At 67.7% G+C, this 11,503-nt stretch carries 11 protein-coding genes; all 11 read left to right on the top strand.

The window, feature by feature from the left end; genetic code table 11:
- The coding region (locus P3W75_RS29555; protein ID WP_276230877.1) for an FHIPEP family type III secretion protein at positions 1-1,139 on the top strand (1,139 nt) is incomplete at its 5' end.
- Positions 1,140-1,150: 11 nt separating this feature from the next.
- The gene (gene flhF / locus P3W75_RS29550; protein ID WP_276230876.1) at positions 1,151-2,455 is read left to right on the top strand and encodes a flagellar biosynthesis protein FlhF; all 1,305 of its coding nucleotides are present in this window, start codon (positions 1,151-1,153) and stop codon (positions 2,453-2,455) included.
- A 144-nt stretch (positions 2,456-2,599) separates the two neighbouring features.
- A complete protein-coding gene (gene fleN / locus P3W75_RS29545) occupies positions 2,600-3,430 on the top strand; it encodes a flagellar synthesis regulator FleN (RefSeq protein WP_276230875.1) in 831 nt (276 codons plus the stop codon).
- Positions 3,427-4,170, top strand: coding sequence for an RNA polymerase sigma factor FliA (gene fliA / locus P3W75_RS29540; RefSeq protein ID WP_276230874.1), 744 nt, complete (start codon positions 3,427-3,429; stop codon positions 4,168-4,170). Before fleN ends, fliA begins: the two co-directional genes overlap by 4 nt.
- A gap of 244 nt (positions 4,171-4,414) precedes the next feature.
- Positions 4,415-4,789: a chemotaxis response regulator CheY gene (locus tag P3W75_RS29535; protein WP_009621098.1), complete on the top strand. Its 375-nt coding sequence runs from the start codon at positions 4,415-4,417 to the stop codon at positions 4,787-4,789.
- Positions 4,790-4,808: 19 nt separating this feature from the next.
- Positions 4,809-5,594 (top strand): protein phosphatase CheZ, encoded by a 786-nt coding sequence (locus P3W75_RS29530; protein WP_276230873.1) that lies wholly within the window; start codon positions 4,809-4,811, stop codon positions 5,592-5,594.
- Between the two features lie 30 nt (positions 5,595-5,624).
- Positions 5,625-7,877 carry a chemotaxis protein CheA gene (locus P3W75_RS29525; protein WP_276230872.1) on the top strand — a complete coding sequence of 751 codons (2,253 nt, stop codon included), beginning with the start codon at positions 5,625-5,627 and terminating at the stop codon, positions 7,875-7,877.
- 52 nt (positions 7,878-7,929) lie between these two features.
- A complete protein-coding gene (locus P3W75_RS29520) occupies positions 7,930-9,027 on the top strand; it encodes a protein-glutamate methylesterase/protein-glutamine glutaminase (RefSeq protein WP_276230871.1) in 1,098 nt (365 codons plus the stop codon).
- Entirely contained in the window at positions 9,027-9,767 is a 741-nt protein-coding gene (locus tag P3W75_RS29515; protein WP_276230870.1) for a flagellar motor protein, read from the top strand. Before P3W75_RS29520 ends, P3W75_RS29515 begins: the two co-directional genes overlap by 1 nt.
- A gap of 13 nt (positions 9,768-9,780) precedes the next feature.
- Positions 9,781-10,665 (top strand): flagellar motor protein MotD, encoded by an 885-nt coding sequence (gene motD / locus P3W75_RS29510; RefSeq protein WP_276230869.1) that lies wholly within the window; start codon positions 9,781-9,783, stop codon positions 10,663-10,665.
- Between the two features lie 46 nt (positions 10,666-10,711).
- A complete protein-coding gene (locus tag P3W75_RS29505) occupies positions 10,712-11,500 on the top strand; it encodes a ParA family protein (RefSeq protein WP_276230868.1) in 789 nt (262 codons plus the stop codon).
- Positions 11,501-11,503 lie beyond the last annotated feature (3 nt).

The raw sequence follows: 11,503 nt of genomic DNA, 5'->3' as shown, positions 1-11,503 counted from the left end.
AGCGCCAGCGCAAGGCGGTGCAGGCCGAAGTCCAGGAAACCCAGCGCCAGCAGGAGCTGCTGCCGGCGCAGCGGGCCCAGGAGACCAAGGAACTGGGCTGGGACGACGTCACCCCGGTGGACATGGTCGGCCTGGAAGTCGGCTACCGGCTGATCCCGCTGGTCGACCGCAACCAGGGTGGCCAGTTGCTGGCGCGGATCAAGGGCGTGCGCAAGAAGCTGTCCCAGGACATGGGCTTCCTGATGCCTTCGGTGCACATCCGCGACAACCTCGACCTGCTGCCCAACGCCTATCGTTTGACGCTCATGGGTGTCAGCGTGGCGGAAGCGGAGATCTACCCGGACCGCGAACTGGCGATCAACCCCGGCCAGGTGTTCGGCACCCTCAACGGCATCGCCGGGCGCGACCCGGCCTTCGGCCTGGAAGCGGTGTGGATCGAGGCCGGCCAGCGCGACCAGGCGCAGTCCCTGGGCTACACCGTGGTGGACGCCAGCACCGTGGTCGCCACCCACCTCAACCAGGTGCTGCACAAGCACGCCCACGAGCTGCTCGGCCACGAGGAAGTCCAGCAACTGCTGCAACTGCTGGCCAAGACCTCGCCGAAGCTGGCCGAGGAACTGGTGCCGGGGCTGATCTCGCTGTCCACCCTGCTCAAGGTCCTGCAGGCGCTGCTGCAGGAGCAGGTGCCGGTGCGCGACATTCGCACCATCGCCGAAGCCATCGCCAACGTCGCCGCCAAGAGTCAAGATCCCGCCGCCATGGTGGCAGCGGTGCGCGTCGCGCTGAGCCGCGCAATCGTCCAAGGCATTGTGGGACTAGAGCCGGAGCTGCCTGTGATCACCCTGGAGCCCAGGTTGGAACAGATCTTGCTCAACAGTATGCAGAAGGCCGGACAGGGTTCGGAAGACGGCATTCTGCTGGAGCCGGGCATGGCCGAAAAACTGCAACGCTCGCTGGTCGAGACCGCGCAGCGCCAGGAAATGCTCGGCAAGCCGGCGATCCTGCTGGTAGCCGGGCCGATCCGCGCGATGATGTCGCGATTCGCGCGGATGGCGGTGCCGAGCATGAGCGTGCTGGCCTACCAGGAAATTCCGGATAACAAGCAAGTCACCATCGTCGCCACCGTTGGACAGAATTGAAGGACAGCGCCATGCAGGTTAAACGCTTCTTCGCCGCCGATATGCGTCAGGCCATGAAACTGGTTCGCGACGAGCTGGGCGCGGATGCCGCGATCATCGGCAACCGCCGGGTCGCCGGCGGTGTCGAGCTGACCGCTGCGCTGGACTACCAGCCGCCGGCCGCGACCAACAAGCCCAACCCGGCGCTGGAAGCCGAGCTGCGCCAGACCCAGGCGCGCATCGCCCAGGCCCGCGCCGAGCTGGAAAGCCCGACCCGCGCCGCGGCCACTCCGCGCAAGGACCGTCAAATGTACGGCGCCGAGCCGGCCAAGCGCCCGAGCCTGGCCGAGGCCATGGCCACCCCGGCGCCGAGCGCCGCGCCGGCCGCCGCCAGCCAGCAGGCGCTGGACGCCATGCGCTTCGAACTCAACGGCCTGCGCGAGCTGCTCGAAGTGCAGCTGGGCTCCATCGCCTGGACCCAGATGCAGAGCCAGCGTCCGAAACAGGCCGGCCTGTGGCGCCGCCTGCAACGCATGGGCGTGCCGGCCGACCTGAGCCGCAAGCTGCTCGAACGCGTAGCGTCGATCGCCGATCCCAAGCAGGCCTGGCGCATGCTCCTGGCCCACCTGGCGCGGGCCATCCGCACCCCCGACGTCGACCTGCTGGAGCAGGGCGGGGTGATCGCCCTGGTCGGCCCGGCCGGCATGGGCAAGACCACCACCCTGGCCAAGCTCGCCGCGCGCTATGTCCTCAAGTACGGTGCGCAGAGCCTGGCGCTGGTGGGCATGGACAGTTTCCGCCTGGGCGCCCAGGAGCAGATCAAGTCGCTGGGACGCATCCTCAACGTGCCGGTGACCCTGGTCGATCCGGGGCAGTCTCTGGTACAGGCCATGGCCCCGCTGGCGGGCAAGCGCCTGGTGCTGATCGACACCGCCGGGATTCCGGCGAGCGACCCGGCGCTGCGCATGCAGCTCGAAGCGCTGGCGGCGCAGAGCCTGAACGTGAAGAATTACCTGGTGCTGGCCGCGACCAGCCAGAGCCAGGTGCTCAAGGCCGCCTGGCACGCCTACCGCAGCTGCGGCCTGGCCGGTTGCGTGCTGACCAAGCTGGACGAGGCCGGCAGCCTGGGCGACGCCCTGGCGCTGGTAATAGCACAACGCCTGCCCGTTGCCTATCTGGCGGACGGGCCGCGAATTCCGGATGATCTGCAGGTGGCGCGCGCGCACCAGCTGGTCAGCCGGGCGGTGAGCCTGCAGGCGCCGGAAGAGCCCTGCGAGGACACCATGGCCGGCATGTTCGCCGGCCTCTATCAGCAGCCGGCGCGCTACGCCGGCTGAGAGTTTCCAGGGGCGCCCCCACGGGGGCGCCAGGCGGATACGGATGCTCGAGCAGGTCCGTAAGCGCCGGTCGCGGGAGAGCACCCGATCGGCAGACCCAGGCGCCAGAAGCGCCCGGGCCGATGATGAGACAAGGTAAGAGTTATGGGCATGCATCCCGTTCAGGTAATCGCGGTCACCGGTGGCAAGGGTGGCGTGGGCAAGACCAACGTCTCGGTGAATCTGGCGATGGCGCTGGCCGACCTCGGCCGTCGCGTCATGCTGCTGGACGCCGACCTCGGCCTGGCCAACGTCGACGTGCTGCTGGGGCTTTCCCCCAAACGCACCCTGGCCGACGTCATCGAGGGCGAGTGCGACTTGCGCGACGTGATCCTCCAGGGGCCCGGCGGCATCCGCATCGTGCCCGCCGCCTCGGGGACGCAGAGCATGGTGCAGCTCTCGCCGATGCAGCACGCCGGGCTGATCCAGGCCTTCAGCGACATCAGCGAGAACATCGACGTGCTGCTGGTGGACACCGCCGCCGGGATTGGCGATTCGGTGGTCAGCTTCGTTCGCGCAGCCCAGGAAGTCCTGCTGGTGGTCTGCGACGAACCGACCTCGATCACCGACGCCTACGCGCTGATCAAGCTGCTCAACCGCGACTACGGCATGACCCGTTTCCGCGTCCTGGCGAACATGGCGCACAGCCCGCAGGAAGGGCGCAACCTGTTCGCCAAGCTGACCAAGGTCACCGACCGCTTCCTCGACGTGGCGCTGCAGTACGTCGGCGCCATTCCCTATGACGAGTCGGTGCGCAAGGCCGTGCAGAAGCAGCGTTCGGTCTATGAAGCCTTCCCGCGCAGCAAGGCCTCGCTGGCCTTCCGCGCCATCGCCCAGAAAGTCGACAGCTGGCCGCTGCCGGCCAATCCGCGCGGTCACCTGGAGTTCTTCGTCGAGCGCCTGGTGCAGCACCCGAGTGCGGGTTCGACCGTATGATGAGCGGCTCCGGAGCGCTTATGTACAGCAAGACGCAGGCGCGTAACTCCCAGGAACAGCTGATCCAGCGCTACGCCCCGCTGGTCAAGCGCATCGCCTACCACCTGCTGGGCCGCCTGCCGGCCAGCGTGCAGGTGGAGGACCTGATGCAGGCCGGGATGATCGGCCTGCTCGAGGCGGCGAAGAAGTACGACCAGGGCAAGGGCGCGAGTTTCGAGACCTACGCCGGCATCCGCATCCGCGGCGCCATGCTCGACGAGGTGCGCAAGGGCGACTGGGCGCCGCGTTCGGTGCACCGCAACACGCGCATGGTGAGCGACGCCATCCGCACCATCGAGGCGAGAACCGGACGCGACGCTAAAGATCAGGAAGTCGCTGCCGAACTCAATATGAGCCTCGACGATTACTACGCGATCTTAAGCGACACCCAGGGCAGTCGCCTGTACAGCTTCGACGACCTGTTGCAGGAAGGCGCCCAGGGCCCGGCGGAAGACACCACGCACCTGGACAACGAGCCGTCCCACGGCCTGGAAGACGAGCGTTTCCAGCAGGCGCTGGCCGACGCCATCACCAAGTTGCCGGAACGCGAGCGCCTGGTGCTGGCGCTGTACTACGACGAGGAACTGAACCTCAAGGAGATCGGCGAAGTGCTCGGGGTGAGCGAGTCGCGGGTCAGCCAGCTGCACAGCCAGTGCGCCGCGCGCCTGCGCGCACGCCTGGCGGAATGGCGCGCGCACTGACGGGCGCACAGGAAGTAACGGATTTTTCCGGCGGGGCGTATAGAATCCCGTCGGTTCGACACGACGCTGGCCCTTCGCCATGAGGGCGGCGCGACGGTCGGGGTGGTGCGCCGGGCGGTTCCCGACGCCGGCCCCGCCGCCTACAAGCACCACGGCAGGCGCCGCCAGGGCGCCGGCCAAAGGGTATTCAAGGCACGCCCGCGCGGCGCGCCGGGACTGGACGGAGGCAGGTTTGGACAAGAACATGAAAATTCTCATCGTGGACGACTTCTCCACGATGAGGCGCATCATCAAGAACCTCCTGCGCGACCTGGGGTTCACCAACACCGCGGAGGCCGACGACGGCACCACCGCGCTGCCGATGCTGCACAGCGGCAATTTCGACTTCCTCGTCACCGACTGGAACATGCCCGGCATGACCGGCATCGACCTGCTGCGCGCGGTGCGCGCCGACGAGCGCCTGAAGCACCTGCCGGTGCTGATGGTCACCGCCGAGGCCAAGCGCGACCAGATCATCGAAGCGGCCCAGGCCGGGGTCAACGGCTACGTGGTCAAGCCTTTCACCGCCCAGGTGCTGAAAGAGAAGATCGAGAAGATATTCGAGCGGGTCGGCGGCTGAAGCCGGCCAAGAGGGCGTCATGGAACCCGTCAACGAATCCAGGGGGGACTTCGAGTCGACCCTGAAGAAACACGCGCGCGAATTGGTCGAAAGCCTGGATCGTGGCGAGGTGCAACAGGCCGTTCAGCTCATCCAGGAGCTCAACCAGGCCCGTGACCGCGGCCTCTACCAGGAGGTCGGCAAGCTCACCCGCGAGCTGCACAACGCCATCGTCAACTTCCAGATCGACCCGCGCTCGCGGCACGCCGAGGAAGTCTCGCAGATCGCCGACGCCACCGACCGCCTGTCGTATGTGGTGCAGATGACCGAGAACGCGGCCAACCGCACCATGGACCTGGTCGAGGAGTGCTCGCCGCTGCTCGGTCACATCGAGGACGAGGCCAAGGCGCTGCAGGAACAGTGGTCGCGCTTCATGCGCCGCGAGCTGGGCCCCGAGGCCTTCCGCGAGCTGGCCAAGCGCGTCGAGTCGTTCCTCTACAGCAGCGCCCAGGACAGCCGCAAGCTGTCCGCGCACATGAACGACATCCTGCTCGCCCAGGACTTCCAGGACCTCACCGGGCAGGTGATCAAGCGGGTCACCCGTCTGGTCACCGACGTCGAGAGCAACCTGGTCAAACTGGTCTGGATGGCCGGGCAGGTCGATCGCTACGCGGGTATCGAGCACGATCACGAAGGCCTGCGCGACGCCGTCGAAAAAGAAAGATCGGAGAAGGGTGAAGGTCCGCAGATCGCTGCCGATAAGAGAGTAGACGTCGTATCCGGTCAGGATGACGTCGATGATCTGTTGTCCAGCCTGGGTTTTTGAGGTGTGTGATCACACCGTGGGGAGCACCGAATGAGCTTCGACGCCGATGATGAGATCCTCCAGGACTTTCTGGTGGAGGCCGGCGAGATCCTCGAGCAACTGTCCGAGCAACTGGTCGAGCTGGAAAGCCGCCCGGATGACATGGACCTGCTCAATGCCATCTTCCGTGGCTTCCACACCGTCAAGGGCGGAGCCGGTTTCCTCCAGCTGAACGCGCTGGTGGAGTGCTGCCATATCGCGGAAAACGTCTTCGACATCCTGCGCAAGGGCGAGCGTCGCGTAACCTCCGAGCTGATGGACGTCGTCCTGCAGGCGCTGGACGCGGTCAACCTGATGTTCACCCAGGTTCGCGAGCAGGAGGAGCCGACCCCGGCGTCCGCCGAGTTGCTCGCCGCCCTGTCGCGCCTGGCCGAGCCGGGCGCGGACGATAAGGTGGTCGCGGACGTCGCGCCGGAGCCCGTCGCCGAGCCCGCGGCCGAAGCGCCGGCGGCCTACGGCGCGATCACCGACGACGAGTTCGAACAGCTGCTCGATGCCCTGCAGCCGGCCGCCGATGCGCCGCCGAGCGCGGCGCCGGTCGCCGAGGTCGCGCCTGCCGGCGACGAGATCAGCGACGACGAGTTCGAAGCGCTGCTCGACCAGTTGCACGGCAAGGGCAAGTTCGCCGGCGCCAGCGAGATGCCGGCGCCGACCCCGGAACCCGTGGCCGCGGTGGAAACGCCGGTCGCCGCCCAGGGTGGCGACGACATCAGCGACGACGAGTTCGAAGCGCTGCTCGACCAACTGCATGGCAAGGGCAAGTTCGGCGGGGCGGTGGAAGAGCCGGCCGCGCCGGTCGCCGCCGAAACGCCGGTCAAGGCCGAAGCCGAGGTGCCCGCCGCCGGCGGTGACAACATCACCGACGATGAATTCGAAGCGCTGCTCGACCAGTTGCACGGCAAGGGCAAGTTCAGTGCCGCCGACGCGCCCGCCGCGCCGGTAGCCGCAGCGACTCCCGCGCCGGCCAAGGCCGCCGAGCCCGCCGCCGTGGCCAAGCCCAAGGCTCCGGCCAAGCCCGCCGAGGCCCCGCGCCCGGTCGCCGCGCCGGCCGCCGCCCACGAGAAGAGCGCCAGCGAAGCGGAAACCACGGTGCGCGTGGACACCGCGCGGCTGGACGAGATCATGAACATGGTCGGCGAACTGGTGCTGGTGCGTAACCGCCTGGTGCGCCTGGGCAGCAACAGCGGTGACGAAGCCATGTCCAAGGCCGTGGCCAACCTCGACGTGGTCACCGCCGACCTGCAGATGTCGGTGATGAAGACCCGCATGCAGCCGATCAAGAAGGTCTTCGGACGCTTCCCGCGGCTGGTGCGTGACCTGGCGCGCAACCTGAAGAAGGAAATCAACCTCGAGCTGGTGGGCGAGGAAACCGACCTCGACAAGAACCTCGTCGAGGCCCTGGCCGACCCGCTGGTGCACCTGGTGCGCAACGCAGTGGACCATGGCATCGAATCGCCCGAGGAGCGCGAGGGCGCCGGCAAGGCGCGCGGCGGGCGGGTGGTGCTGTCCGCCGAGCAGGAAGGCGACCACATCCTGCTGTCGATCTCCGACGACGGCAAGGGCATGGACCCGGACATCCTCCGCGCCAAGGCGGTGGAGAAGGGCTTGCTGGACAAGGACGCGGCCGAGCGCCTGAGCGAGTCGGACTGCTTCAACCTGATCTTCGCCCCGGGCTTCTCGACCAAGACCGAGATTTCCGACGTCTCCGGCCGCGGTGTCGGCATGGACGTGGTGAAGACCAAGATTTCCCAGCTCAACGGCATCATCAACATCTACTCGACCAAGGGCCAGGGCTCGAAGATCGTCATCAAGGTGCCGCTGACCCTGGCGATCATGCCGACCCTGATGGTGATGCTCGGCGACCAGGCCTTCGCCTTCCCGCTGGTCAACGTCAACGAGATCTTCCACCTCGACCTGTCGCGCACCAACGTCGTCGACGGCCAGGAAGTGGTGATCGTCCGCGACAAGGCCCTGCCGCTGTTCTACCTCAAGCGCTGGCTGGTACCGGGTGCCGAGTGCGACGAATCCAGCGAGGGCCACGTGGTGATCATCTCGGTGGGCACCCAGCGCATCGGCTTCGTGGTCGACCAGCTGGTGGGCCAGGAAGAGGTGGTGATCAAGCCGCTGGGCAAGATGCTCCAGGGCACCCCCGGCATGGCCGGGGCGACCATCACCGGCGACGGGCGCATCGCCCTGATCCTCGATGTGCCGAGCATGCTCAAGCGTTACGCGCGGCGAATCTGACCCGGCGCGCGGGGACGCCCGCGCGCCCGCAAGGCTTTAATCAGGAGTGTTTATGGCTGTCAAAGTCCTGGTAGTGGACGACTCGGGATTCTTCCGTCGCCGCGTCTCGGAGATCCTTTCCGGCGATCCGCAGATCCAGGTGGTCGGCACCGCCACCAACGGCCGGGAGGCGATCGACCAGGCGCTGGCGCTCAAGCCCGACGTGATCACCATGGACTACGAGATGCCGTTGATGGACGGCATCACCGCGGTGCGCAACATCATGCAGCGCTGCCCGACGCCGGTCCTGATGTTCTCCTCGCTGACCCACGAAGGCGCCCGCGTCACCCTCGACGCCCTGGACGCCGGCGCGGTGGACTACCTGCCGAAGAACTTCGAGGACATCTCGCGTACCCCGGAAAAGGTCCGCCAGCTGCTCTGCGAGAAGGTCCACAGCATCGCCCGCAGCAACCGTCGCTACGCCGGCTTCTCCAGCCCGGCGCCCAGCGCCGGTACCAGCGCTCCGGCGCCGGCCAGCGCCGCGCCGCGCGCCACCGCGCAACCGGCCCACGCTCCGGCCCCGGCGACTTCCGCCGCGCCAAAGCGTAAGCCCTACCGGCTGGTCGCCATCGGGACTTCCACCGGTGGGCCGGTAGCCTTGCAGCGGGTGCTGACCCAGCTGCCGGCCAACTTCCCCGCGCCGCTGGTGCTCATCCAGCACATGCCGGCGGCGTTCACCAAGGCCTTCGCCGAGCGCCTGGACAAGCTCTGCAAGATCAGCGTCAAGGAAGCCGAGGACGGCGACCATCTGCGCCCCGGCCTGGCCCTGCTGGCGCCCGGCGGCAAGCAGATGATGGTCGACGCGCGCGGCGTGGTGCGCATCCTGCCCGGCGACGAACGCCTCAACTACAAGCCCTGCGTCGACGTGACTTTCGGCTCCGCTTCCAAGGCCTATGGCGACAAGGTGCTCGCCGTGGTCCTCACCGGCATGGGCGCCGACGGCCGCGAAGGCGCGCGGATGCTCAAGCAGAGCGGCAGCCAGGTGTGGTCGCAGGATGAGGCCAGCTGCGTCATCTACGGCATGCCCATGGCCATCGCCAAGGCCGGCCTGGCCGACGCGGTGTACAGCCTCGACGACATCGGCCGGCACCTGACCGAGGCCTGCGGCTGATGGATGTGCTCAGCCTGGTCGGCCTGATCCTCGCGCTGGTTGCCATCATCGGCGGCAACTTTCTCGAGGGCGGGCACATCGGTGCCCTGGCCAACGGTCCGGCGGCGCTCATCGTGGTCGGCGGCACCCTGGCCGCGGCCCTGGTGCAGACCCCGGTGCTGGTGCTCAAGCGCGCCCTGACCCTGCTGCGCTGGATCGTCCTGCCGCCCAAGGTCGACCTTCCCGGCGGCATCAACCGGGTGGTCGGCTGGAGCATGACCGCGCGCAAGGAAGGCCTGCTGGGCCTGGAGACGGTCGCCGACACCGAGCGCGATCCCTACGCGCGCAAGGGCTTGCAGCTGCTGGTGGACGGCGTCGAGCCGGAAGCCATCCGCAACATCCTCGAAGTCGACCTGTTCAACCAGGAAGCCCGCGACCTGCAGGCGGCCAAGGTGTTCGAAGGCATGGGCGGCTACGCGCCGACCATCGGCATCATCGGCGCGGTCATGGGCCTGATCCACGTGATGGGCAACCTGGCCGACCCCGGCCAACTGGGCAGCGGCATCGCCGTGGCCTTCGTCGCCACCATCTACGGCGTCAGTTTCGCCAACCTGCTGTTGCTGCCCATCGGCAACAAGCTCAAGAGCCTGGTACTGCGCCAGTCCAGCTATCGGGAGATGCTCATGGAAGGACTGCTGTCCATCGCCGAGGGCGAGAACCCGCGCTCCATCGAACTGAAGCTGCAAGGCTTCGTCGGCTGAGGAACGCCGAGCCATGGCCCGCCGCCCTCCGCGCGAGGAACACGAGAATCACGAACGTTGGCTGGTGTCCTACGCGGACTTCATCACCCTGCTGTTCGCCTTCTTCGTGGTGATGTACTCGATCTCCTCGATCAACGAGGGCAAGTACAAGATCCTCTCCGAGACCCTGACCGGCGTGTTCAACCAGCCGGACCGCTCGATCAAGCCGATCCCGGTGGGTGACGACCGCCCGCGCACCACCCAGCAGCCCAACGACAGCATGCAGCAGGGCGGCGAAACCCAGGCCGACGGCGACCCGCTGACGCAGATCGCCGACGCCGTGCGCGCGCAATTCGGCGAGCTGATCAAGAGCGACCAACTGAGTGTGCGCGGCAACGAGCTGTGGATCGAGATCACCCTCAACTCCAGCCTGCTGTTCCCCAGCGGCGACGCGATGCCGGCGGACGCCGCCTTCGACATCATCGACAAGGTCGCCGGGATTCTGGCGCCGTTCCAGAACCCGATCCACGTCGAGGGCTTCACCGACAACGTGCCGATCCACAACGGCCAGTACCCGACCAACTGGGAGTTGTCCACCGCGCGGGCGGCGAGCATAGTCCGTCTGCTGGCGCAGGATGGGGTCAACCCCGGGCGCCTGGCAGCGGTGGGCTATGGCGAGTTCCAGCCGGTCGCCGACAACGCCAGCGCCGAGGGCCGCGCGCGCAACCGCCGGGTGGTGCTGGTGATCTCCCGCAACCTCGAGGTGCGCCGCAGCGTCAGTGGCGTGGGTAGCGGCAAGGCGCAGCCGGATAACGCCCTGCGCCAGGCTGGCACGCAACCTGCACCGTCGGTCTCCAGCGAGGCGCCAGCGGCGGCGGGCGTCAATCCCCCGTCGCCGACGGCGACTCAGGGGGACTGAAGGCATTGAAGAACATGAACCAAGCACACGGACCGGGGAGAGCAGCATGAAAGTCTGGGCGGTTGCCAACCAGAAAGGTGGCGTCGGCAAGACCACTTCGTCCATTGCCCTGGCCGGCCTGCTGGCCGACGCCGGCAAGCGCGTGGTGGTGGTCGACCTCGACCCCCACGGCTCGATGACCAGCTACTTCGGCCACGACCCGGATACCCTGGAGCACAGCGTCTTCGACCTGTTCCAGCACCAGGGCGCGGTGCCCGAAGGGTTGCCGCGGCAGCTGCTGCTGCCCACCAGCCACGAACGCATCGCGCTGCTGCCGTCGAGCACCGCGCTGGCCACCCTGGAGCGCCAGTCGCCCGGGCAGAACGGCCTCGGCCTGGTGATCTCCAAGTCCCTGGCGCAGCTGTGGCAGGACTTCGACCACGCCATCATCGACAGCCCGCCGCTGCTCGGGGTGCTGATGGTCAACGCGATGGCCGCCAGCCAGCACCTGGTGATCCCGGTGCAGACCGAATTCCTCGCCCTGAAGGGCCTGGAACGCATGGTCAACACCCTGGCCATGGTCAACCGCTCGCGCCGCCAGGCGCTGCCCTTCACCATAGTGCCGACCCTGTTCGACCGCCGTACCCAGGCGTCCATCGGCGCCCTGCGCATGCTCCGTGACACCTACCCGGACACCCTCTGGCCGGCCTTCATTCCCATCGACACCCGCCTGCGCGACGCCAGCCGCCACGGCGTGGTGCCGTCGCGCCACGACGCCAACAGCCGTGGGGTGATCGCCTACCGCGCGCTGCTCAAGCACCTGCTCGGCCAGGTGCCGGCGAGCCAGGTGGCCTGACGA

The organism is Pseudomonas citronellolis, from assembly GCF_029335315.1.
Taxonomy (GTDB): Bacteria; Pseudomonadota; Gammaproteobacteria; order Pseudomonadales; family Pseudomonadaceae; genus Pseudomonas; species Pseudomonas citronellolis_A.
This window is presented reverse-complemented; position numbering and strand designations above follow the sequence as displayed.

What these genes read in the sequence shown, in the direction of transcription:
- flhF (WP_276230876.1), top strand. Translation starts at nt 1,151, where the DNA reads ATGCAGGTTAAACGCTTCTTCGCCGCCGATATGCGTCAGGCCATGAAA.
- fliA (WP_276230874.1), top strand. Translation starts at nt 3,427, where the DNA reads ATGATGAGCGGCTCCGGAGCGCTTATGTACAGCAAGACGCAGGCGCGT.
- P3W75_RS29535 (WP_009621098.1), top strand. Translation starts at nt 4,415, where the DNA reads ATGAAAATTCTCATCGTGGACGACTTCTCCACGATGAGGCGCATCATC.
- P3W75_RS29530 (WP_276230873.1), top strand. Translation starts at nt 4,809, where the DNA reads ATGGAACCCGTCAACGAATCCAGGGGGGACTTCGAGTCGACCCTGAAG.
- P3W75_RS29520 (WP_276230871.1), top strand. Translation starts at nt 7,930, where the DNA reads ATGGCTGTCAAAGTCCTGGTAGTGGACGACTCGGGATTCTTCCGTCGC.
- P3W75_RS29515 (WP_276230870.1), top strand. Translation starts at nt 9,027, where the DNA reads ATGGATGTGCTCAGCCTGGTCGGCCTGATCCTCGCGCTGGTTGCCATC.
- P3W75_RS29525 (WP_276230872.1), top strand. Translation starts at nt 5,625, where the DNA reads ATGAGCTTCGACGCCGATGATGAGATCCTCCAGGACTTTCTGGTGGAG.
- P3W75_RS29505 (WP_276230868.1), top strand. Translation starts at nt 10,712, where the DNA reads ATGAAAGTCTGGGCGGTTGCCAACCAGAAAGGTGGCGTCGGCAAGACC.
- motD (WP_276230869.1), top strand. Translation starts at nt 9,781, where the DNA reads ATGGCCCGCCGCCCTCCGCGCGAGGAACACGAGAATCACGAACGTTGG.
- fleN (WP_276230875.1), top strand. Translation starts at nt 2,600, where the DNA reads ATGGGCATGCATCCCGTTCAGGTAATCGCGGTCACCGGTGGCAAGGGT.